Origin of the sequence: Paenibacillus sp. FSL K6-1566, assembly GCF_038050475.1 — a bacterium.
GTDB classification, from domain to species: domain Bacteria; phylum Bacillota; class Bacilli; order Paenibacillales; family Paenibacillaceae; genus Paenibacillus_AQ; species Paenibacillus_AQ lactis.
The window spans coordinates 3,660,594-3,685,070 of sequence record NZ_JBBOSR010000001.1; the positions used below are offsets into that span (position 1 = coordinate 3,660,594).

Here is a 24,477-nt window from a genome sequence, read left to right on the forward strand (position 1 = left end):
GCGGATCTGCCTGTGCTTAGTTTCGGCTCTACTCTAAGAGCTCCCTGCATGCGCGGTTACGATTCCAGGAAATAGGTAACCCTTAGTTCATACGATAACTGGTTAAGGTGGTTTTAGAGATGTTCTTTTTCAAGAAGCGCAGCCGTTCAGCCGCCCGATCCAAGACCAGAGAAGAGCCAATGCTGCAACAAGCGGTTACGGACGGTACCGCCTTGTCCGAGCAGTTGGACATGAATTTAAGCATCATCCGGGAGCGTACGGGCGACAGTCCGGATATCATCATACGGAGGCTTGACCAGGTTGTGGGGTGTGAAATTCGCGCGGCCGTGATCTTTATTGATGGTCTGGTGAAAGATCAAATCATCAACCATTCCATCATGGATTCCTTGACGCAGGTCAGTTCTATGGAAATCCCCCCTTCCCCTACCCCGACTCAGATTGTCAGCCTGATCCAGAACCGGTTTCTATCCAACGGAACAGTCAGCGAGCTAAACAGCATGGATCAGCTGCTAAATGCGGTATTAGCGGGGAATACGGCGATTCTCGTGAACGGCTCCGTAAAAGGCGTCCTGGCGAGTTCTTTCGGCGGCGAACAGCGCAGTGGAAGAACCCCAGTCCCAAACCGTTATTCGCGGACCTAAAGAAGGGTTTACGGAAAATATCCGAACGAATACCGCCTTGATCCGCCGGTAGATCAAAAGCCCTGACCTGTGGATCATCAACCGAAAGATCGGACGCCAGACACAAACCGATGTTTCGGTGATGTATCTGCATGGCATTGCCGATGAAAAGATCGTGAATGAGATCCTCCAACGGTTGGACCGAGTCGATACGGACAGCATTTTGGAGAGCGGATATATCGAAGAATTTATCCAGGACCGGACATTCACGCCTTTTCCGACCATAACGAATACGGAGCGGCCCGATGCGGTTGCCGGTGCGGTCTTGGAAGGCAAAGTGGCGATTCTGGTCGATGGGACCCCATTTGTGCTCATTGCCCCCATCACGATCTTCAAGCTGTTTCAATCCAGCGAGGACTACTATCAGAAGCACGACATCGCCACATTTCTGCGCTTGCTGCGCATGGTTTCGTTCGTGATTTCCATGCTATTGCCTTCTCTCTATATTGCGATCACGACGTTTCATCAGCAGATGCTCCCAACCTTGCTTCTGATCAGTCTGGCCGCACAACGGGAAGGCGTTCCCTTTCCGGCATTGGTCGAAGCGTTCGCGATGGAAATTACGTTTGAAGTTCTCCGGGAGGCCGGCGTTCGTATGCCGAGAGCGATCGGATCGGCGATTTCGATTGTCGGAGCGTTCGTTCTCGGTCAAGCTGCGGTTCAGGCCGGCCTGGTGTCGGCTGCGATGGTCATTATCGTTTCTTTTACGGCCATCGCCAGCTTCGTTGCCCCATCGATCAGCATTTCGAACTCGGCGCGGCTGCTGCGGTTCGGCTTTATGATCCTGGCCGCCACTCTAGGCTTGTTCGGAATCATTGCTGGCATGATCGCTGTGCTCATTCATTTGAGCGGGCTTCGCTCCTTTGGGATTCCTTATCTGGTTCCAGTCGCTCCCTTCATTCCTTCCGATCAGAAGGATACCTTGATCCGGGTTCCATGGTGGGCCATGAAGCGCAGACCGAGATTGATCAATACGCAGAATGTTACAAGACAAAGCAAAAATCTAAAACCATCGCCATCGGAAGACAATGAATAAACAAGCATCATGGCAGCTAAAGAGGTGATGATGTATGGACCGCAATCGGATAATTCCAATAGTTATGCTAATCTTCCTGCTGCTCCTGAGCGGATGCTGGGACAGCAACGAATTGAACTCCCTGAGCTTTGTGGCCGCAACGGCAATCGACCGGGATGAGGATCGAAAGCAATGGGTCATTTCCTTTCAAGTCGTCATTCCGCAGGCCATTGCCACGCAAACCGGCGGCGGAGCCGGCGGCAGTCAATCCCCGGTCACCATCTTCTCGACACGAGGCCGAACGATCCGTGAAGCGATGCAGAATGCAAGCTTGGAGACGTCACGCACCCTCTTTTTCGGTCATAACTCGGTCTTGATCATGAATGAAGGCGTAGCTCGGACCGAAGGGGTAAAACAGATGCTGGATTTCTTTCTGCGTCCGATCGAGAGCCGGGAAACGATGTCGGTCCTTCTGACCAAGGGAAAAGCCTCCGATCTGTTGGAGGTATTCATCCCGCTTGAGAAAATAAACGGCAACGCCATTCAACGGGTGATCGAACAAAGCCATGACAAATTGTCGCAGGTCCAAAATATCAAGCTCATCGACTTCGCAACGATGGTCGCCGATCCAAACTCCGATGCAAAAGTTCCCGAGGTGAGGATATCCGGTAATAAGCAAGCGCAATCCTCGCTGGATGCGCTTAAATCCACTCGAAGCAAGGCCGTTATCAAGCTTGGGGATCTTGGTGTTTTTCGCCATGATAAATTAATCGGCTGGATGAATCGCCGGGAAAGCCGCGGCGTTGCCTGGTTGTCGAATGAAGTCAGTCAGATGATCATTGTGTTTCCATGCGATGAAAGAAATCCCGACCAACTTTCGAGCTTCGCTGTGATCAAATCATCGACCGAGCTGGATCCCAAAGTTCATGCGGACGGGATCGTAATGGATGTTCGAGTTAAAGCGGAGGGGGTGCTGGATGAAATGAGCTGCCCTATGAAACTGAAGGACCCGGATGTCATCAAGATTCTGGAGCGGGCGATCGAGGATGAAATCAAGGAAGAAATCCAAGCCGCATGGAGCAAGATGAGAGAATTGAATGCCGATGTAGCTGGTATCCGTAATGTGATTCATCGGAAACAGCCCGTGGCCTGGAGAAAGCTGAGTCAATCGAAGCAGCCGCTCGAGCAAATCGAGATTCGTATGCATGTCAAGGCGAGTATCGAGAATACCAATATGCTCTACCAGCCGTTCTCGAATATGCTGGAACCGAAACAATAATGCCGAAAGAGATGTGGGGCCAACGCCCGAAACTTCGGAGACAAAGGACAACATAAGGATGTTAAGGATATGGAGAAAATTGATAAGTACCAACTGATCGCAATGACCATATTATTCATTATCGGAAGCTCGCCTTTGTATCAGCTGGGGATCGAGGTGAACCAAGACGCCTGGCTGGTGATGCTCACGGGGATGCTGGCCGGGTTATTGCTGCTTTTCGTCTATATTTATATTCAGAAGCGGAATGCCGACAAGAGCCTCTACCAGATCCTGAAGCGTCATTTCGGCCGTTGGATCGGCACGCTCTTGGCCGTAGCCTACATCTTCTATTTCGTCTATGAATCCATGAGGAACACTCGGGAATTCGGAGACATTATCAATGTTGCCTTCCTTCCGAGTACTCCCCTGTTCCTCTTAATGCTGATCATGATCGTGCTGTCCGGGTACGCCGTATCCAAAGGAATCGAGGTGTTCTTTCGTGTGGTCGAGTTTTTACTCCCGATTACCTTGATCGGCTACCTTCTGCTCGTGATTATGTTTGTTTCGACCAATTTGATTCATCTCGAACGGCTGCTTCCGATTCTTGAAAACGGGGTAATGCCCGTCATCAAAGCGGCAATCCCCAAAGTCATCAGCTTTCCGTTTGGCCAGGTCGTCGTATTTCTCGTGTTCTGGAACCATCTGAACAACCAAAAGGTGTTGACCAAGGTTACGGTGTTGTCCTACCTGTTCGTCGGCATGTTCCTGCTAGTCTTCAGCATATTGAATCTTGCCATTCTGGACCCGACCATAACAAGCATCTCAACGCTTCCGATGCTCCGCAGTGTCCGTCTGATCCAGATTGCGAATTTCCTGGAACGACTGGACCCGATCATAATGATGCTGATCTATATCGGGATATTCGTCAAAATGACAGCTTTCTACATGGCGGCAGTGCTTGGGCTTTCGCAGCTGATCAAAATGAATCATAAGATGCTCACCTTGGCCGTCGGAGGTTTTATCTATGCGATTTCCTTTATTTCGCCCAATCTGATTCACCATCTATGGGTCGGTTTTGAGCAAAATTTGAAATATCATTTTCCGATCTTTCAAATCTATGTCCCCCTTCTGCTTGCCATGATCATTATGCTAAGAAGCTTGTTTTCACCGAAACGCAAGAGAGGCACCAGACCATCGCCGGCTGCAAAAAAGAATGGTCAAACGTAAAAAAACCGGCCATTTCGGCCGGATATCCTAAATGTACATACAAATTGGAATATTTTATGATATGACGTTCATATACTCATCATGGTTAGGCCCGTCTATGCATATTAAAAGTTACTTCAAATTGGCCGACCATTTCTCAGCACGCGACTGAAGATCATCCAGGAATTTCTGTATATCCGGGGCGTTGCCAGAGGCCGCTTGGCTGATAAACCCGTTGATTGCCGGAGCGATGTCGCTCATGTAGAAAGGGTTGGCTTCGTCCATCAGCTCAGAATGACCGACGGCTGCGATTTCAAGCGCCTTTTTCACGTACTTGTCCTCCGGCGTAACAAAATCGGCGTTTTTCAAGGTTGGCGTACTGGAGAAGTTTTCGTACCTATATTTCTGCGTCATATGACCGCTCAAGAATTTGAGCACTTCCCATGATGCCTCCACATCCTTGGCATTCTTCGCCATGACGAACGGATCGACAGCCACCCATCCTTCTCCGTCAGGCCCCATGTTCATTACGGGCTCGAACCGGTCCAGAAGCTCTTTGTTCTGCTTCGAACGGTATTCGCTCATGGTGGATCCCCCGGTGGAATCGAGCGCAATCGCGATGTTGTTTTTCTCCAGACCGAAATTTTCAGCTCCCTGTGCATTCACGAAGCCCTTAGGCGGCAGCTGCGCTGCTTCTTTCAGCCATTCCAGCACCTTGACCATCTCCGGTGAATTCAGATGCCACTTGATGCTCTTGACATCCTTCAGCGTTCCCTCTGCTCCCTTGGCGCCGTATGCGAGGGTCAACGCGACAAAGGTAGAGCCGTTTAAGGAGTTGCCGCTCCAGAAGAGGCCGTAATTATCTTCGCCTGTTTTCGGATTTTTCCCGGTCATTTTCTTGGCCTTCTCGAGAATTTCATCGGGACCAGGCTTAGCCGAGAGCGGTTCAACGCCCCAGTCTTCAAAGAGCTTCTTATCGTAAATCGTCATTCTGCGGCCGAGAACGGCAGGAATGCCAAATTGCTTCGTTCCGTCCGGCGACTTGGTGCTGTAAGAATTGTTCATGATCCCCTCAAGATAAATGCCCGGATCGAAGGATGAATCATTGGCAATCAGGTCATCCAGATCGCGCAAAAGCCCGTCCTGATACCATTGGGAAGCGAAGGCGCCCCCGGTATATAAGACATCGGCGTCACCGGATAAGAGCATTGCCGACTGCTTGGCTTTGACATTTTCCCATGGGATTTGGTACACCTCGAGCTTAATGTTCGGGTACATGATCTTAAACGTCTTATCCAGGTATTCATTGAGACCAATCACCGGATTGCCGGTCAGCGCGTCAATGCCATTCTCCAGCTGCCAGCCGGCGAGGGCCACGCGCACTGTCCCTTCCATGTCCGACACCTTTTCGATCTTGACGCCGCCGGTCACATCGGTGTTCGAACCGCCCGAGCAAGCGGCCAGCGTAAACGTCAGCACGAAGGATAATATAAGCAGCACAGCCTTCTTCATTATTTCATGACACCTCCGAATGAATTGCTTATCTTACGATCTACTGCTTAATGCCGGACAGCGCGATACTCTCGATAATATAGCGCTGCAGGAACAGATAGACGGCGATAACCGGGATCAGACTGGCCGTCGTGGCTGCCATGATGATGGATGGCTGTTGGTTAATGCCGTTATTATAGGTGAACATGGCCAGACCGATCTGAATGGTGTATTTGCTTGCCGATTTCAAAATGAGCAAAGGCCAGAGCATATCATTCCACACGCCGAGAAACAGCAGAATCACCATCGTGGCAATGATCGGCGTGCACAGCGGCAAATACACGCGGCTGAACACGGTAAACTCCTTGGCACCGTCCAGTACGGCAGCCTCCCTTAAGCTGCTGGGCAGCTGATCGAAGAATGCCTTCGCCAGGAATGTACCGAACGCATAGTTCATCGCCGGCAAATAAAAGGCGAGGTAATTATCAACAAGTCCAAGCTCGCTGAACAGCAGGTACTGCGGAATCATCGTCATTTCAAACGGGATCATCATGGTGCTGAGGGCGAGAAGAAGCACGATGTTCGCCCCCTTGAAACGAAGCTTAGACAACGCATAGCCGGACAATAGCGCCGATAGGGAGCTAATGAGAATAACGCCTGCACTGACCAGCGTGGAATTCCCGATATAGAGGAACATCTTGATATTCGTGAATGCAACCTCAAAGGTTCGAATGGACGGCTCCTCCGGCCAGATTTTGGGCGGAAACGTAATATTCAGCCGCGCTGCCCAGTCGAAGCTGGTAATCAGCATCCATAAGAACGGTACGATCATTATGAAGGAACCGGCGAACAGCACGATTGTCAGAATATACTGATTGATCGACAACCGTCTGCGGGGCACAGGCTCCTTAGAGACAGCTGTACCGGACATGGTCTCCCTCCTGTCTTCATGATATCGTGTTTGCAGATCGCCATCATGCTAGGCGGCATTTAATCCAGACTGTCCTTACGCCGGTTCAGCAGCATGAGGCAGACCGTCAGAATGAGAATGATCAGGAATAACAGGTAGGATACCGCAGTGGCAAGCCCCATCTGGGAAGCCAGAAACGCATTCCGATAGATATACAGCACCACCGTCATCAGGCTTCCGCCCGGATTGCCGGCTGTCCCTCCGATTAACCACACATCGGTAAACCGCTTCATCCCGCCGATCGTTCCCATGATGAGCATGAATACAAAGATCGGACGCAAATACGGAATCGTAATGTACAGCCATTTTCGATAAGTACCCGCCCCATCCACCTCAGCCGCTTCGTACAGGTCGCGCGGAACGCTCTGCAGCCCAGCCAGAAAAATAATCGTGTTGTAGCCAAGCGCCCCCCAGAGACTCATGAGCACAATGCTGTACGGCGCCACTTGCGGATTCGTGAACCATCCGATAGGCTCGATGCCGAATAATCCGATGACAAAGTTGATCAGCCCTTCCTTGGACGGAAAGAACAGAAAAGAAAACAAGAGCGTCGTGGCCACACCGGAAACAACGTTCGGCAAGAAATAGACCGCTTTGAAAAAATTCCTTCCCAGGTTCCACTTCAGGTTGTTGATCAAGCTCGCCAAGATGAAAGAAAAAGCGATGCCGAGGACGACCGACCACAGCCCCATTAAGAACGTGTTTGAAAGCGCTTGCCAAAATATGGTATCCCCTAACGCGTACTTGTAGTTGTTCAACCCAACCCATGTACCGGTCAGATTGAGTCCTGACGTCTGATGAAAGCTCATGAACAGCGCGGCAAACATCGGGTAAATGGCGAACACCAGTACGCCAATGATCAGCGGGGCACTGAACAAATACCCCATCCAGTCATTGCGGGTGAACCGGAATTTTCGCTTGGGCAGGCCACCATGAACCGCAGACCCTTTCCCCTCCGGGGTGGATGACACAACCAATCCTCCTCCTTTCATATAATCGCCGGATCTATTGCCCGGCAGTCGGACAAGGATTCCCTGTCCATTCTGTACAAGATTATGTGTTGGATTCCGGATTGATTCCGGATAATGTATCTTTCTTTTTTCCCGGTTTATCGACGCTTACCAGAAGACGTCCTTATCGAACCAACGATAAATCTGCAGATTGCTGCAGGTCGACTGGTGGCGGGTTTTTACGTTAATCGAATCACAGCAGGCTATTCATATACAGAATATGAATTCTGGAATAGGGACTTGGAGATTTTAAAGATTAAGTATCTATACTATAAGGATCTTAATAAACGAATTTACATATAATATATTATGTAAACTCATATCCCCAAACAAATGACCTTATCGATTAACGATAAGGCCTTCTTTATATTTGAAACTATGGTTGACTCTCCTTTCAGTGAGAGTCATCCCTCTTTGAAACAAGGTTTGTGAGGAAATCTCCTGATCGCTCCTCCGTCTATGAACCTACGATTGCGAGGAAGCCCCCGCTCTCCGCCGGACCAGCTTGACCTGTCCAAGCACGCCGGAAGGCAGAGCTTTTTTGCCGTACACATTTTCAAGCGTATTCGCAACTTCAATGCGGAAGACATGATCCCCCTGCTTCATATAAGAGGTGATATTCCAGCTGTAGGGCGGCCACAGCCGGACGCCGGCATCGTGCTCGTTCACGTACAGCCGCGCTGTCTCCCGAATATCCTCGGCCTCCAGCCATATTTCTTCATCCGGAGCAAGGTCCTTTCCGGCAATCGACAGCTGCTGCGAGTAACATCCGATTCCTGCGTAGTATGGATAACCCGCTTTGCACCAGTCGCCTGACAGTAGCTCTGGCTGAACGGTTAACGCGTGACCATGGGCCGCAAAGGGGCCGATTAGAAATGCCGGAAACGAAACAGCTGGCATGGGCTCAAGCAATGAAACCGTCAGCACCTCGAGCACATTCTCCCCCTCCGTTAGATGCGAGGTGATGTCGACTGCCGAATAATATGGATCTTGCCACCGGGATGGCCGCAAGCCTTCCTGCCGAGCTCCGTTGACAAAAATTTCGATATTTCGGCGGCGCTGCAGGAACCCGATATGGGACGGAATGCGCTGGTCCACATCGTCAAGAATCAGCTCAATGGACGGCTGGCTCGCTGTGCGTGCAGGATCAAGTGTATGCTGGCTTTGTTGTTCATGCGAGCGCCGTGCGTCCCGCAGCCAATCGATCAGCTCTGCAGATAATGTAAAGGTCGTACGGTACGTATTCACTTGGCCCGGCATCGTTGCATTCATCCGCGACTCGCGGTCATTCAGCGTGACCATCCACCGATCAAGCAGGAGCACGTTAGGATCATGGGTCTGGAAATGCCAAGAATCTCCCAGCAACCGCTCGCCGGGTATCCTAGTGTCTGTAGAATGTTGGGCATCGATTCGGCCATCAATCCGAACATCAGTTCGATCTCCCCATTCTGTGCCTCGATCGGTCGGAAACGAAATCACGCGCAGCTCCCCAGGCGCCAAGTGCAGCTCGGCATGGTTCGTCAGGCAAACAACGCTCCCGCTCTCCAGATCCCACAAGCGTAGTTCATCGCTGCGGCGGTCTCTGCAGCTCATCCGGACCGTTACGGCGCGATCTGACCAATTCAGCAACCATGCGAAAGGCATACCCTCTCGATATCGTTCCACCATGATGACATCCTCTCGGCTCCCTGCAGTCACATCCAAAGACAGGTTAAGCTGTCTGTACAACATCGTCCGAAGAAGAGAACAAACGTTCTCGAAACACTCTTCTTCGGCATTCCGGTCATTTCCTGAAGCAGCTGCTTCGTCATGATCCGCGCCGGCCAGGTCGAAATATACCGTGACCCCTTTTCCGACCGTGTTAACGACACCATGATGAGATGCCCCGAACAAAGCGTCCATATGACGCGTGACTTCAGGATCGTGCCGCTGGTATTCACTATGCTGCGGAATGGCGCCAATCGCTATTAAGGCTCCACCTTCCGATACGAAGGACATTAATCGTTCCGCTATATCTCTCGACATCACTTGTAGTCCCGGAAGAATCAGTATCCGATACCCGTCCTCCTGTCCCGCAAAGCAAAATCCGCTTCCTTGCACGATCTTTGCTACGCGCAATTGACACTCATCGACATAATCATAATCCAGCGAATGCCGAAGCAGACGATCCGACAGCAAGGAGAAGTATCTGTCGCAAGCCGGATGCTGGTTCGATTGTCCCGATACGAACATATGGTCGTATACCGTGTGGATCGGTGACAACATGAGAACTTCGGGCCGCCGTTTTGTATAAGCCCCGAGCAGGCTGAGGCGCCCGATGTAATCAGCGAAGCTGCGATAATGCGGCCAATGCGGCGCATGATAAAATTCCGTCGGCGGAAAATCCGTTTTTCGATAGCCGGCAAAGGAATAATAGAACGCGTGCGGAATGAATAGATTGACGCCCAGAAACGCCATAAAATTCGCATCCAGCCGCCGCTCTCGCATGGAGTAGGCATGACCGCTTGCCCCGAAGGACTCGCATACGACCCGCTCCTTGCCTTCCAGCTGTGCCACGGATGCCGCCGTCTTCACGGACACGATCCGATGCGGATGATCCTTGGTGCCGATACCTGGCGTCAAATAATCAACGCCCGTGTAATGAAACTGCTGCATGACGCGGGTCTGATTGCCTTGGGAGCGGGCTTGGCCCCACACGGGCTCCTCCAAGGTATGGCCGATGTACAGCAGGCCCTGCCACTCGCACCAGGTGCGGATCGCTGCATGATAGCCGCCGACATACCACCTCGTAATCGTCTCATAATACTGCTGACGAAACGTCCGGCTCCCATCGGCCATGCCGTACAGCAATGCGCCCAAGTGCGGAATCGGATCATACCCGTTCTCTTCCCGGAACCGCTCGACCATGCCATGGGACCAGGCAAACACCATCCCCGGCAGCGTTGCTTTGACGTTATGGACATCCGTCCGGATTGCTTCCACGCCGAAGAAGCCGTCATGAATCATGAGTCCTGGCTCGTCGGTAAACACGCCTTGAATGGTCTTCCCGTACTGCTCCTTCAATCGCAACAGCGGCTCGTATGACATCCGGATAAATGCTTGAACCGCCTCCGGATTCAGCGTATCCAGATAATAGCCTTGCGCGAAGGTCATTCCTTCCGCAATCTCACAGGACCAGCACGCAAGGATCACGTAGGAATCGTCGGTCTTAGGAACCCATTCCTGGTTTAGCAAGCCGGTGATGTTCTCGGGATTGCTGCACAGCAGCCACTCCCCTTCCCGTTCAATCGCGCGGTAAGCCAGAATGTCGATAAGTTCTTGATGCTCGTAAGAGGTAAAGTCTAGCTTCAACGAAGCCTGCGCCCCGCCTCCTAGAAGTCTTCGCTCTTCAACGCGAAGGTACCGCATGCGATATTCCGGATACTGCCGCGTCAGCTTGCCGCCGACCGTTCCGCTCGGCCAGTTATCCTCATCGTAAAGCCATACCATCATGTTTCGTTTGCGGCACTCCTCCGTACAGAACTCCAGCGCATCCATGAACTCATCCGATAGAAAGCCCGATTGCATCCCATGCCGTGCATGCAGCACGACCCCGCCGACGCCCGCCTCATGCATGGCCTCAAGCTGCCGCTCCAGCTCCGGCTTCTCCAGCCTATGGTTGAGAAACCAAAAAGGCTGGGGACGGAATATGGCGGCGGGTTCCCGGAACTGCGCTTCTAATGAATCGTCCCGTATTGGTGCTCGGCCAATATCCTGCATGGTATCTCGTGTTCTAAACTCCTGCACCTTGATCACCTGATTTCATTAATGTCCGGTTAGCTGCCGTTCGTTTTGAAAGCAGCAAAGGCAGGAAAAAGCCGCCCACGACTGACCGGTTCTGGAAATTCATCTGCTTCCCGGACTTCGTATCATACCAATCCGTTATGGGAACGCGGCTTTCCGTTTCGTTCAGAAAGTCCCAGAACGGAGCGATCAACCGTTCAAACTGCGAACGGGTTCCCATCGAAGCGCTCCAAATGAGCCAATCCGCCTTGGTATACGTCTCGCGGCTATCCAGCGGCACGCCGTATTGATTCTGCCGCTTCAGATAATGCTCAACCTCCTTGACGGCAACCTCATCCGGGAACAAGCCAAGCTCCAGGAGCCGGTCCCACACAAGGTTGTATTTCAGACTCCAAGATTCGACCCGGCTGTCGAAGCTAAGCTTGTAGTGATCCCCGGCGTCCGCCATGGACAGCCACTCGCTGGCCATTGCCTTGGCCGCTGCCAGGTATTCTTCGGCAGACTCATCCATACCTAGCAGGCTGCACATTGAGGCATAGGCGCCGATTCCGACAATCGCTTTGATCGAGAGGTTGGCATTGTGGGCGAGATGCCCGGCAAAGTCATCGGTACAGAGCTGATTGTCCGGATCAAGCCCATGCGCAAGCAAATAACGGGCCCACTTGGACAGCAGCTCCCAGTTCTCCTTGGCAAAATCCCCGCTTTCCTCGTATTTGCAGACGGCCGCTGCCATCAGCAGCATATTGCCGCACTCCTCGATCGGCATCTGGTACTCCAGCTTGTTCTCGCCGTATACCTGACCGTTGGCTTTCGGATACGTGCCCACATCGTGCGGGGCAAAATCAAATGCCCATTGGCCGCTTCCGGCATAATCGAAGATCGGACGCATCATCCCCTTGACCAGTTCCGGATTATACTTCAGGAAGAGAGGCATCGACGGGTAGCTGACATCGACGGTGGCGATGCAGCCGTTGCTGAAATTTTCTTTGGAGAAAAATAAGATCCGCCCCGATCCGTCCGTGACCAGTTTATGAGCCGCGATCCCTTGCCGGTATGCCAATGCCGCGATATCCCTGAACTGTTCGCCGCCCGCTGCGGCGCATTCTCCCAGCAACTCATCGCTAAAGGCTTGGCAGCGCTGCAGGATATCCTCATATTCGTCCGCAGCCGAGAGCAGCATCTCCTGAAAGGACGCCCCGTTTCGCTTCCAGTAAGCATCCAGCGTCTGATGAAAATATTCAATGGAATGCACATCGTCATAGGCGAGCATTAGGAACTGTGACACAGGCTCGGCGTCGATGCGCCCCATATCGACTTCGGCTGCGAGAACCGGTATATTTTCCCCGGCAGGCCTCGGTTTAGCTGCATCATCGGCAGCCGGGAGCTCGCCGGTTCGAAGATACGCTTCCCTTCCAGCTGCGGAATGAATGGCGCTTCGAATGCGCTCTGATTTAGGATACGCTAGGTACATGTAACCCCAGTCGATTCGCGTATCATCCCCGGCGCGCTGCAGTACCGGCTGGGCTACAGTTCCGATCGACAAAGCGGACAAACGTTCCGATTGCTCGTGACGATCCCAGGTGACGACCTGATCCGTGGTATGGACACACCACTCGCTGGTTACATCTAAATAAATTTTTACTTGATGGGATTGACCGTCAATGGACTTCGCCTGAAACGTGACATAGGTAACGGGACGGGACAAAACATCCAAATCATCCGGCAGCAGCGGCGATGTGAAGCTAACCTCCAGACGGATGCCTTCTCCTTCGAAGGTGTACCGGGTCGTCAGCGGCTCAACGGCAAGCCCGATTTGCTCCAGCACCTCCGGTTCCGCCGGACCCGACGGTTCATCCTGCAGTCCGACCCGTCCCATGAACTTCCTCGGTTTGCCGTCGATTAGGATCAGGCCGACCATACCGCAGCGTTTATTCGTCCAATGCCGGATATGGTCGTCATACAGATGATCGGCTGCCGACCACGCGCTAAAATACGGGTCAATCGTGACCAGCGGCACGGACGGCGGTCTTAAACTTGTCTTCATGTTCATTTCAGCTCCCTTTGTTCCGATATTTGGCGGATACAACATGAACCCATCTTGCAGAAAGATGCAAATTGCAGCATAAATATTATCCTAACAGTTCTGCATGGCATCCGAATTTCCTTTGAATGAAACGGGCTTTTATGCGAAAGACTTCGCAATCCTTGATCACAAAGACAGCGAAGCCTGTTTATTCTCCCGCAAACCTTTTGTATTCGAGTCCAACCGCTAAAGATTTAGCAAATGAGTGCTTGTACCAAAACTGCGGTTAGTTCGGCATTTGAACCGTAACGATGTCTTTCCCCTTCAGATTGTCGTTCGTAAACTTCATTGCCTGGTCATATCCGGTATTGCGGAGCTGTTCGCGAAGCTCGTTAATGATGCTCAGCGCCGCTTCATCGGATTTGGCAAACACGGCTTCCTTCCAAGCATCGCCCATTCGGTCCATCGACGGCTTAAGCATTTCCCACTCTGGCGCTTTCGTGATCACATCGCCCGGATTGTAGGCCGTGATCACGTGAATGCCGTTTGGCCGAAGGATTTTTCGCGCGTTTTCCATCGCGGCTACCCGATCCTGATCGGCCCAGATGTCGCCGCCGGCAGCCGAATTGATCCGGTCCAGTCCGGTAAGCGATTCCAATCCGATGCTGATGCCCTCGTTCTTGCGGAGCTTCATGTTCGTATCCGTGCTGAACTTGTCGAACCATCCCTGAATGGCAACCGGCTTGCCGTCCTTCATCTCCCAATGAACGCCCTCTACGCCGTATCTCGCTAACATGAAGCCTTCATCGGAAGCCATGAAATCCAGGAACTTCAACGCCGCATCCACGCATTCGCCCTTACAGTTCTTCGTAATGGCCGTCACATTGTTCCCCTGGATCGCCAGGTCCACCGGCCGGTCCGGCTCGACGTCGGCACGCTCCAACGGACCGAGCGGAACGAACTCGCTGCCCGGATGGGCGGATGCATACTCCTTGGACGCGTCGAGAATGGCCGGATAATGCGCCGCCAGAATCGCGATGCGGCCTTGGTTGATTTTCTCCTTGGCGATCGGGTCCGTCTGCGTAAACGTCTCCGGATCCAGCAGCCCTTCCTCGATCAGCTTCCGGTAGAAGAGCGTGTATTCCTCATAGCCTTTCGTAAAAAAGTTATGCTCTACCGTTCCGTCGCCCTTATCGACATAGGAGGCACCCGAATAGAACATCGTGTTGCCGATGCCGACCGCCCAGCCGTTGCTGAACCCGCCGAGCGGAAAGACGGGCTGCCCGTTCTCCTGAAGATTGGCATCCTTGATTTTCTTAAGGAAATTATAGAAATCCTCCTTCGTCTTCACGGATTGCGGATCGACTCCAAGCTTCTCGGCGATGTCCTTGCGTACATAGAAGCCGTACAGCCAATCCATGCCATCCTCGTTCGTGGCCGGCTGGTTTTGCAGCAGCAGATACTTTTTGCCGTCATAGGCATCGATCGCCTTCTCATATAAAGCCGGCGGCACGTTCTCCGGCGCAATCGACTTCATCAGATTCGGATAGTTGCTTAGCTTGTCCGAGATATCCACCAGCTGGCCCTCTTTGGCCGCTTTGATAATGCCGTCAAGCTCGCCGCCCCATGCAGGCCCGGTATAAATGTCGGGCAGGTTCTGCGTCGCAAAAATCTGATTCACCTTCTCCGTCTCGCTGCCTTTCGTATATTCCCACTCCAGCGTGACACCAGTCTTCTCTTTAATCACCTGCTCAACCGGCGTCATCCCGTTATCCGAACCGCTCGAGCCGTTCCAGTTGTGCAGTATTTTCAGCTTGTATGATGTCTCTCCTTCCTTGCCTTCACCGCCGTCGCCTGTTCCTGGTGTGTTCGTGCAGCCGATCAGTAATCCTCCAACCATGGCGGACATAAGCAAAATGGATGCGCCTTTCGACCAAATCCTTTTCAATCCAATCGCCTCCTGGAATATGGATATCAACTTCGTGAGCCATTCTACGCTGCATGCTTGTAATCACGAGCAGGAAACAAATCTTAACCTTTCACCGAACCGATCATGACCCCCTTTACGAAATACCGCTGCAGGAACGGATAGATGCACAGAATCGGGAACACCGTAATGACGAGAAGCGCCATCCGCAGCGACTCGGGTGTTGCTCCCGCTCCGCTTGCCATGCCCACCGTCTGCCCGCCTTGCTGAGATGCCCGCTGCATGGAGTTTGAGAGCGCTTCGGCTTCGGTCAGCATTTCCTGGAGCAGCGTCTGTACCGGTATCAGTTCTTTATTGGAGACATAGTAAGCCCCGGAGAACCAGTCATTCCAATGAGCGACCCCGATAAAGAGCGAAATCGTAGCGAGCACAGGGCCGGACAGCGGCAGGATGATCCGCAGGAAAATCTGAAAATCCCCGTAACCGTCAATCTTCGCCGACTCCTCAAGCTCTTCCGGTATGCCTTGCAGGAACGTCCGGATGATGACGATATGCATGAAGTTATACAGCATCGGCAGGACATACACCCAGAACGTATTGATCAGATGCAGCTTCTGCAGCGTGATGAAGAACGGAATGAATCCCGCGCTGAAGATGGTCGGCAGAAAAATGTAAAACGTGAAGAATGACCGTCCCGGCAGCGTTTTTTTCGACAGCGCATACGCCATGAGCGTGCACAATACGACATGCAAGAACGTGCCGATCAGCGTGCGCATAATGGTGATCCGGTAAGCCTGCCAGATTCGGGCGTTGTCAAACACCTGGGCGTAATTCTCGAGCGTGAATTTTCGCGGCAGGAAATAAATCGAGCCCATCATCGAATCTTTGCCGTCATTCAACGAATAAGCCAGAATGTAAATGAACGGATAGATCATGGCAAAGCCAACCAGAGCAAGCACCGTATAATTGAATATAGAAAAAAAGGACCACTTGCGTTTCATATCGTCACCTCCTTAGAACAGGGATACGTCGCTGACTTTTCGGGCAATCCGGTTGACCGTCAGAATCAGGATCAGACCGATAATGCTCTGGAACAAACCGACGGCAGCCGCATAGCTGAGCCGCCCTTCCCGGATCCCCGAGTTGATGGCATGTACATCCAGCACGCTGCCTATGCTCGCGGTTGCAGGGCCATTTAATAGAAGGAGCTGCTCGTATCCGGCGCTCATCAGGTTTCCGACCGCCAGGATAAACAGAATGATCGCAACGTTTCGGATCCCAGGCAAGGTAATATGCCACATTTGGCGAAAGCGTCCGGCACCGTCCATTTTTGCGGCTTCATACAGCTGCTGGTCGATGCCCGCAATCGCGGCCATGAATATAATGGAATTCCAGCCAATGTTCTTCCAAATATCAGAGCCGACAATCATCTGATAGAACCATGTCGGGTTGTTCAGGAATTGGATCGGATCGGCACCCAGCATCGACAGCACATCATTCACCGGTCCGCCGTATGGCGTCAAGAGACGCTGCATCAAGGTCACGACGACGATCCATGATACGAAGTAAGGCAGGTACGATAAGGTCTGGATCGTCTTCTTGAACCTGATCTTCCGCACCTCATTGAGCAGCAAGGCCAGGATGATCGGCATCGGAAATCCGATGAGCAGCTTCATCAGGCTGATGATGACCGTGTTGCGAATGATGTCCCCGGATTGATAATAGTTGAAGAATTGCTCGAAATACTTGAATCCGGCCCAGGGGCTCCCGGTGAAGCCCCCGATGAAGGTGTAATCCCGGAAGGCCACTTGGATTCCGTACAGCGGGACATAGGAAAACAGGAAAAACCAGACGATGCCCGGAAGCATGAACAAATAAAAGAGCTTGTGCTGCCATATTTTTTTCCATAATCGGCTGTTTTCCAGTCGATTTTTCATCTTGTATACACCTCCTTTCCCGTCCTTGACCCTTGAAGCCCCATAACCTATCCGAAGGGGATCGACTCCAGGGGCTTCATGGGCTTCATGGGCTTCATGGGCTTCATACGCTCATGCGCTTCATGAACTTCATGCGCTTCATGGGCAGCATACGTTCACGAGCTCATGCGTTAATGGCATCATGGGGGGCTTGATGCCATTGCTGCCTTCAGTCGCAGCGTGATGATTTCGAACGGCGCAAAGGTGAGGGGAATTAGTGCGCCGTCCTCTAGATCCACCCGGGTGAGCCTTTGTTCCAACAGATCGGCTGTCCAAGCCTCTTCAGCCGCAAATCCGAGCTGCAGCCTTGTCTGGATGCGGGTGCCCGAGGTTTCGAAAAGCCGGACGATGATATCGTCCCCGTCCTCGGCTTTCTTGACGGACTCCACCATGACATGAGGGTGGCCCAAGCTCAGGAACGATTTGGGTTCCTGCTGCTTACGAGAAGTTACCGCCGGATCGGCGGAAGCTTCCGCGATGCGGAGCGGGATGTTCAGCTCATGCCCTCTTTTGTACACCTCGGCTTGAACATGGTTGCCCAGATGCGGATATAACGAGTAGGTGAACCGCTGCTCAGCCTCGTCCGCATCCGGATCGGGATAGGAGCTGCTCCGCAGCAGGTTCAGATCCAGCACATTCCCGCAAGCCCGATGGCCGTACTTGCAGTCGTTCAGCAATGCAACGCCGTAATCCGGCTCGGACATATCGATCCACTGGTGAGCGCAGATCTCGTCTTTGGCGAAGTCCCACATCGTATTGCGATGGGTGGGGCGGCTGATGCTGCCAAATTGGATTTCACACGTGACATGCTCGGATCTCACGTTCACCGGGAAGGAGGTCCGCAGCATTTTCCCCCGCTCCCTCCAATCGACGATCGTCTCAAAATCGATCCGGCGGCTGCCTTCCGAAAGCTTAACCGTCTGCGTCAGCTCGGATTCGCCGAAGCGATAGCGAAAGATCAAACCGCTTATCGGCCCCCTATCATAAGGTTGCACATCCATCAGCGATAGCGGCTGTCCGGCAGTAGCGGCATAGTCATGGCGGAAATCCCACGCATCGCCTTCATCTTCATACACATGCAGCCGATTGCCAGCCTCCCCCGGCGGGATAACCTCGCGGCCCGCCTCTTTATCGATAATCGACCGGATGTTTCCGTCCGGATCAAACGTTACGGTCAGCTTGTCGTTCTCCAGCGTTCGTTCATTAACGGAAACCCGGACGGCTTCTTCATATCCGGCAGCGGATTCCATAACGGGTACGCTTGATTCCTCAAGACTCGCATCGGTACTTTCGCCAGCCTCAGGCTGAACGGCAACGGTGGTATAGCCCATGGCCGGAACCTGCACCTTTTGCCAATGGCCGCGGATCTCGATCCATTGCTCCCTCTTCCATGGAAGTGAATTAAAGACGACGGCCCTGCACGCTTCGCCATTTGCGGCTATCCGACCGGCCAACCCGGTATACGCTTCTCGAATCATGGCTTCCGTCTGTTCGAGAAGCGCTTCATACCGCTGCAAGGATTCATCATACACGCGCTTGATCGAAGAGCCGGGAAGGATGTCATGGAACTGGTACAGAAGCACTTCCTTCCAAATCGCCTCCAGCGTGTCAGCAGGGTAAGCTCTGCCCATCTCGGCGAATGCAAGGACCGAAGCGAATTCCAGCTCCCGCAGCGCCTTTTCCATCATCCTGTTATACCGCTTGCTGCGCGCCTGGCTCGTCAGCGTCCCTTGATGCTTCTCAAGATACAACTCCCCACGCCAGGTCTGAAGCCTTTCCTTCTCCTCATCAAGCCGTTCGAAGAATCGCCAGGACGGCTCCTGCACGACCGGCGAAAGACCCAGCAGATTCTTCTCCCGCACCAGCCGTTCGAGATGCTCCTCACCGGGGCCTCCCCCGCCGTCGCCAATGCCGAACAGCAACAGGGCATGGCCGGATACGTTCTTATCCAGATATTCCCGTTCTATCTTGGCGATGGACCGCGGGGCAGCCGGGCTGTTGTACGTATCCTCCGGCGGCATATGCGTCAATACCTTCGATCCGTCGATGCCCTCCCATAAGAAGGAATGATGCGGATGGCGGTTATACTCGCTCCAGGACAGCTTCTGGGTCATCATGTAATCGACGCCTGCTTTGCGAAGCAGCTGCGGCAGGCTAGCCGTATAGCCGAAGACGTCCGGCATCCACAGCGACTTCATCTCCAGGCCGAATTCCTGCATAAAATATCGTTTGCCGTACAAGAGTTGACGAACGAGGGATTCCCCACCCGGGACATTGGTGTCGGATTCGACCCACATGGCTCCCTGCGGCTCCCATCGGCCTTCGCGAACCTTCGTCTTAATCTGTTCGTACAGCTTCGGATAATGCTGCTTCATCCATTCGTACAGCTGGGGCTGGCTGGCGCCGAACACGTAATCGGGATATCGGTCCAGCATGCGGAGCGCCGTGGAAAAGGTTCGGGCTCCCTTGCGGATCGTTTCACGGAGCGGCCACAGCCAAGCCAGGTCGATATGCGCATGCCCGACAGCGCTGATCGTCAGCACCGAATCTCCCCCGCGCAGCATCAGCTGTTCTTCGAGAAGACGCCGTGCATGTTGAATGCGTTCCGGAGACGCAGAGACAAGCTGTAATGATGCGTCATAAAGCGCTTGGAGGATGCGCTCCCTGCGGGCGCTGCCGCTCGGTAGATGCTCCGCGGTCTCCAGCAGCACTTCGGTGTCGTAATACAAGCTCCTTACCTCTTCATGGCAGATGGCAAGGACCGCTTCTTTGACAGTCCCTCCGCGATATTTCCCGAACAGGTCGTTATTGCCGGCATCGGCCCACACCTCAATCTGATCGCCTTGAACGAACGGCTCTTCAAGCTCGACAACTCGTTTCCCCGGAAGACCGAGTGTGAAATCGAATTCCGAGTTGACGGTGGTCAATCCTTGATATGGTGAACCTTCCCGGTCTACCAGGCAGAGCTCCCCGTTTACGTCAATCAAGAGGACGAGCTTCTTCTTCAGTTCGATCGTCCGGGACGGAATACAGCCTGTGAATCGGAACCAGGCACAATCCCATAGCTCACCCCAACGTTCTCCACGCGCCAGCTTAACCGGCCTCCCCGTCATTCGCTCCTCATAACGCACAGGCTCCGTTGTCACCCAAGCCGTTACATCCAATTCCGCAACCGGCTCATAAATAGCGTCCCGGAGCTTGTTTAGCACTTGCTTCAACTGCCCCAGCCTAATCGGTTCGTATGGCATGCTCCCATTTCTCCTCTCTGCAGCGTCATTGGCTTGTGCCCAGCTCTTGCTCCTCCCAATAGACATGAATCTCGCAACGGTTCTTCTCGCCATGCTCGTAACGCAGGAGCACGGTGCGTGTGGCTGAATCCCATTCCCAGGCAATTGAAGCCGTCCTGCCTTGCGTTGCGGAGACCGGTTGTACCGGACAATATAATCGGGCGGTCGCCTTCAGATTGGCCGGGCCCCGAGCCATAAAGCGAAATCCGCCGGGCACGCCGGTCAAATCTTCTACTCGGGAGGAAGCCGAGATGACAGCGACTTCGCCTTCGGGCGGTCGTCCGGCTTCCACATCGTAAAGCAGTGCTTGTTGCCCCGGATCCAAGCGCACCTCTGTCAGCACGCCGAGCTGAGGATCGAACACATCGACCACCGGTCCCCGGATCACGAGCGGATCGGAGCTAATGGATTCCTCCAGAACGGCGGCAACCCAATATGGCCCCCGTCTAATCTTGTAGTAATTCTTCGGCTTCCAACAGGAATCATCGCCCGATAGAAGCGTGACCGTCTTCTGGACGGACTGGCGCAGCCGATCCGCGCCGGATCTGCTCCTTGCCAGGTCGGACGGGTCCGCCTGCAGCCAGCAGACCGCTCCCTTACCCAGCTGCCGGATACCATCTCCCGATTCGATATCTCCCCAATCAACCGCCCCCAGCTGTTCGAACAGATGTGCGCGAGGAGATCCGTAGGCACGCCCATGATCGCCGCCCTCATTCCACCAATGCCGAATGCCGTGATACGGATCGGAATCGTCCCCTACGTAGATGAGAGCTCCGCCTTCCCGAACCCACTGGGCGATCGCATGATGGATGTCCGGATATTCCGGCTTCATGAACTCATAGCTCAGCACGAGCACCCGATACGGCGCTAAATACCCAGGGTACCGCCTTACGTTGTCCAGCTGCACCGGTCGAACGGGTATACCGTGCTTCAGCAGCGGAAGTGCAAGACCGTAGAACGGGGAGAAATCCAGCAGCTCGGTATCCCCTTCCTGCTGAAAGCCTTCCGGATCCGTACCGTCATACTTTCCGGCATCCGGCGCGCCTTCCTCCGGCTTCATCCGCTGGAACATGGCCGAATCCGCAATCAAAACGCCGACCTGCAAGGGCTCTACATCGCTCTCATTTACATCATCGTGCCCCATATTGCCAAGCGTGTGCATGACATTGAGAAGCGTGGTCGCGTAAGCCGTCGGTATCGATTCTTTGCCTGACCCGTCTTCGGCAGGATAGGTCCCTTTAAAGATTCTGCGCGGCCATGGAGCAACCTCAAAATGCGAAACGCCTGGATGTAGAAGCGAAGCGGTTACAGTCTTCAAATAATTCTGTTTATAATCCGCCCAGGTATGGTTCGGATTATCTTCAATCGGATCGTGCAGGAACCACATTCTTCGGTCCGTTCCCCTCACGAGCTCCTGCATAATGCCATACTCAAGGTAAGCGGTTTCAAACGTTCGTTCCTTACGCACCCCTTCGTATACGTTCGGTGTCCGGGAAGTTCCGGTCCAGATTTGGGCGATGTAGCCGTCAACGCCCGGAAGCTCGATTAACCGCGACTGCGGACTGACGATTCGCCACTGTGTATAGTTGATCAGGCTGTGTGTCGGAACATAGAAGCGAAGGACGCGACCATAACGCTTCAATGCATATTCCTTCATCTCCCCGCATAACCGGTCCAGCACCCGCGTATACAAATACGCTTTCAATTTGGATGCGCGGAATTGTGCGTCGGCGGATGCATGCGGCGGGATCCACGGCTCCTTGTAATACAGCTGCCACTCCCGCTTAAACGCTTCCGAGTATCCCCCGTTCACCCAAAATTCCGGCTCCTCCAAATGAATCGCCTCCACGCCGGCGTCAACGGCGATCCGAATGCGCTCCCCAAGATACCGGCCGAATGAAATGGTCGGCACCATATAAGGAATGACGGGCTTCGTCCCGTGGAGGATCATCTCTCCGCGGCGATCCGTCTGGGCTTCATCCCAATGCGGCTCCCCGTCCACCTGGCCGTCCAGATAACTGTTGTATTTCCCCCATGCCACACCTGTCATCAGGTGTACGATATACCCTTGCTCCTTCCACTGTCGGATGCGCTCCGGCATCGTATCGTCAATACCATAGACCATGACAAAATCCGTCTGCAGATCGTAATCGGGATGATACGGCGCTGATTCCTGAAATCCGGTTCGTTCTTGCGATCGGTCTCTTTGCACGAACAATTCCCTCCTCGCCCATCTTATAGTCCGCTAATACGTCTTAGCTTCAAACATCGCTTACATCATTTTCTAGAATATAATATATAATATTAATATATTCAATATGTTTTTGTTTGAATAATGATTTATGACTCCTCGACAACAGCCGCGTTCCGTCAGTTCACGATCTGTGTTCAAGAGGCATAATGTTTCATGCCTGTTTGTGCTGAACACGTCCCCGCAAGATAACGCAAAAAAACCTTCGCCCTGCCTGGGGAGAAGGTTTTTACGCATTACCAGACTTAAAATGAATCTTCTGGCTGGCCATTTTCGTGGTCGTTCACTCTATTTCTCGCTGCATTTGGTCAAGTGTTCGGAACAGGGCCCGAGGTTTGCCGGACAACAAGCTCGGGGTCGATGATCATTTTGCTGTAATGCTTTACTTCTTCGCGGTTTCGGACCACATCGAGCAGTTTCATAGCCGCCCGGTAACCCATATCACGCTCGAATTGTTTCACATGGGTGAATATGCTGAACTCGTCCACGATGGACGTAGGGTCGTCAAAGCTTACGATCGATACATCTTCCGGCACCCGAAGGCCTGCCTGCCGGGCCATCTGATAAATTTGCACACCCAGTCTTCCGTTCAGCGAAATATAGGCGGTAACCATCCGGTTCCGGATATACCGGTAAAGCGGGTGGGCTTCGGCGTCTTTCAGCTCGTTGAGCGGCTTGAAGTCGGTGATCATATGCGCCGGATTGATCAGCGCTCCCTTGTCTTTTAACGCTTCGATATACCCTTCTATACGCTCTTGAACCGTAACCGTCTGAAGCGGAGAATCCGAGCAGATCGCAATGTTGCGGTGCCCGAGCTCCCATAAATGCTCGACAGCAAGCCGCGTCCCCTTTCGGCCATCCGCGGCAATATAGTGGGTCTCCACCCCTGGCAGGTATCGGTCGATCAGTACGAACGGGAAGCCCGCCAGCTTCATCCCGAGGATTTCCTCGTTGTAATTTTCCTCATCGATGGGAAAAATCAGCAAACCCTCGGCCCCGAGCGACTTCAGCTCTTTGATCGCTTCCTGTTCTTTTTCAAGCTTGCCGTGGGTCAATATAATCATGCTGCGGTATCCTTCATTCATCAGCGCGCGCTCGATCCCTTCAACGAGCCGAATCGCAAAATAATCATGGATGCTAGGCATAATCACGCCGATTAAGCCCACAGCCTCCGATATCTCGTTTGCTCTCGCCTCCGGTTCCCCGGAAGAAGGAGCAAGGGCCGTTTCTGCCCCCTTGGCCACAAAGCTGCCTTTGCCCGGAACCCTTGATATGATTTTTTCGTTTGCTAACCCAGTCAAAGCATTGGCTACCGTAATTTTGCTGACCCGAAACTGATCCATCAGCTCCTTCTCGGTCGGAATGCGGTCTCCGGGCTTCATATTTTCGGTTGCGATGACCTGTTTAATATAATCCTGGATTTGCTGGTATAGCGGAATACGATCATTTACACTCATTCTAATCTCATCACCAATTCATTCATGATATTTGTAATATATAATATATCCTTACACAACCCTGCGCAATAAACAAGCGTATATCGAGTGCATATCCCATAGGTTCAGCATGATACGAACCGAAAAAAGTGGCTGATCCGCAA

13 protein-coding genes and 1 pseudogene are annotated in these 24,477 nt (G+C 53.0%); 3 read left to right on the top strand and 11 right to left on the bottom strand.

Going from position 1 to position 24,477, the window contains the following annotated elements:
• Positions 1–119: 119 nt before the first annotated feature.
• From NST08_RS16090 to NST08_RS16100, 3 genes and pseudogenes are all read left to right on the top strand, one after another.
• Positions 120–1,716: pseudogene (locus tag NST08_RS16090) on the top strand (spore germination protein).
• A 34-nt stretch (positions 1,717–1,750) separates the two neighbouring features.
• The gene (locus NST08_RS16095; protein ID WP_341033444.1) at positions 1,751–2,974 is read left to right on the top strand and encodes a Ger(x)C family spore germination protein; all 1,224 of its coding nucleotides are present in this window, start codon (positions 1,751–1,753) and stop codon (positions 2,972–2,974) included.
• Positions 2,975–3,043: 69 nt separating this feature from the next.
• Complete coding sequence (locus NST08_RS16100; RefSeq protein WP_341033445.1) at positions 3,044–4,180, top strand: GerAB/ArcD/ProY family transporter; 1,137 nt, start codon at positions 3,044–3,046, stop codon at positions 4,178–4,180.
• 111 nt (positions 4,181–4,291) lie between these two features.
• On the opposite strand, the gene NST08_RS16105 is transcribed toward NST08_RS16100, so the two are convergent.
• The 11 genes from NST08_RS16105 to NST08_RS16155 all read right to left on the bottom strand — a co-directional run bounded on the left by NST08_RS16105 (position 4,292) and on the right by NST08_RS16155 (position 24,334).
• Entirely contained in the window at positions 4,292–5,671 is a 1,380-nt protein-coding gene (locus NST08_RS16105) for an extracellular solute-binding protein (RefSeq protein ID WP_028404294.1), read from the bottom strand.
• Positions 5,672–5,711: 40 nt separating this feature from the next.
• Entirely contained in the window at positions 5,712–6,581 is an 870-nt protein-coding gene (locus NST08_RS16110; RefSeq protein WP_341341981.1) for a carbohydrate ABC transporter permease, read from the bottom strand.
• Between the two features lie 59 nt (positions 6,582–6,640).
• Positions 6,641–7,591, bottom strand: coding sequence for a carbohydrate ABC transporter permease (locus NST08_RS16115; RefSeq protein WP_007131401.1), 951 nt, complete (start codon positions 7,589–7,591; stop codon positions 6,641–6,643).
• 504 nt (positions 7,592–8,095) lie between these two features.
• Positions 8,096–11,416 carry a glycosyl hydrolase gene (locus tag NST08_RS16120; protein WP_341341982.1) on the bottom strand — a complete coding sequence of 1,107 codons (3,321 nt, stop codon included), beginning with the start codon at positions 11,414–11,416 and terminating at the stop codon, positions 8,096–8,098.
• On the bottom strand, positions 11,403–13,463 hold the full coding sequence (locus tag NST08_RS16125; protein WP_445933633.1) for a glutaminase domain-containing protein: 2,061 nt from the start codon (positions 13,461–13,463) through the stop codon (positions 11,403–11,405). The genes NST08_RS16120 and NST08_RS16125 overlap by 14 nt, the downstream gene beginning before the upstream one ends.
• 259 nt (positions 13,464–13,722) lie before the next feature.
• Complete coding sequence (locus tag NST08_RS16130; RefSeq protein WP_341341984.1) at positions 13,723–15,384, bottom strand: extracellular solute-binding protein; 1,662 nt, start codon at positions 15,382–15,384, stop codon at positions 13,723–13,725.
• 83 nt (positions 15,385–15,467) lie between these two features.
• Positions 15,468–16,364 (bottom strand): carbohydrate ABC transporter permease, encoded by an 897-nt coding sequence (locus tag NST08_RS16135; protein WP_077566283.1) that lies wholly within the window; start codon positions 16,362–16,364, stop codon positions 15,468–15,470.
• 12 nt (positions 16,365–16,376) lie between these two features.
• The gene (locus NST08_RS16140; protein WP_007131396.1) at positions 16,377–17,300 is read right to left on the bottom strand and encodes an ABC transporter permease; all 924 of its coding nucleotides are present in this window, start codon (positions 17,298–17,300) and stop codon (positions 16,377–16,379) included.
• A gap of 179 nt (positions 17,301–17,479) precedes the next feature.
• Positions 17,480–20,587 carry an alpha-mannosidase gene (locus tag NST08_RS16145; protein WP_341341985.1) on the bottom strand — a complete coding sequence of 1,036 codons (3,108 nt, stop codon included), beginning with the start codon at positions 20,585–20,587 and terminating at the stop codon, positions 17,480–17,482.
• 25 nt (positions 20,588–20,612) lie between these two features.
• The gene (locus tag NST08_RS16150; protein ID WP_341341986.1) at positions 20,613–22,838 is read right to left on the bottom strand and encodes a hypothetical protein; all 2,226 of its coding nucleotides are present in this window, start codon (positions 22,836–22,838) and stop codon (positions 20,613–20,615) included.
• A 347-nt stretch (positions 22,839–23,185) separates the two neighbouring features.
• Positions 23,186–24,334 carry a GntR family transcriptional regulator gene (locus NST08_RS16155; protein WP_251534880.1) on the bottom strand — a complete coding sequence of 383 codons (1,149 nt, stop codon included), beginning with the start codon at positions 24,332–24,334 and terminating at the stop codon, positions 23,186–23,188.
• Positions 24,335–24,477 lie beyond the last annotated feature (143 nt).

Bases quoted from the DNA above. Each gene is read 5' to 3' on its own strand.
- NST08_RS16135 (WP_077566283.1), bottom strand. From the start codon at position 16,364: ATGAAACGCAAGTGGTCCTTTTTTTCTATATTCAATTATACGGTGCTT.
- NST08_RS16095 (WP_341033444.1), top strand. From the start codon at position 1,751: ATGGACCGCAATCGGATAATTCCAATAGTTATGCTAATCTTCCTGCTG.
- NST08_RS16100 (WP_341033445.1), top strand. From the start codon at position 3,044: ATGGAGAAAATTGATAAGTACCAACTGATCGCAATGACCATATTATTC.
- NST08_RS16145 (WP_341341985.1), bottom strand. From the start codon at position 20,587: ATGCCATACGAACCGATTAGGCTGGGGCAGTTGAAGCAAGTGCTAAAC.
- NST08_RS16140 (WP_007131396.1), bottom strand. From the start codon at position 17,300: ATGAAAAATCGACTGGAAAACAGCCGATTATGGAAAAAAATATGGCAG.
- NST08_RS16125 (WP_445933633.1), bottom strand. From the start codon at position 13,463: ATGAACATGAAGACAAGTTTAAGACCGCCGTCCGTGCCGCTGGTCACG.
- NST08_RS16110 (WP_341341981.1), bottom strand. From the start codon at position 6,581: ATGTCCGGTACAGCTGTCTCTAAGGAGCCTGTGCCCCGCAGACGGTTG.
- NST08_RS16105 (WP_028404294.1), bottom strand. From the start codon at position 5,671: ATGAAGAAGGCTGTGCTGCTTATATTATCCTTCGTGCTGACGTTTACG.
- NST08_RS16155 (WP_251534880.1), bottom strand. From the start codon at position 24,334: ATGAGTGTAAATGATCGTATTCCGCTATACCAGCAAATCCAGGATTAT.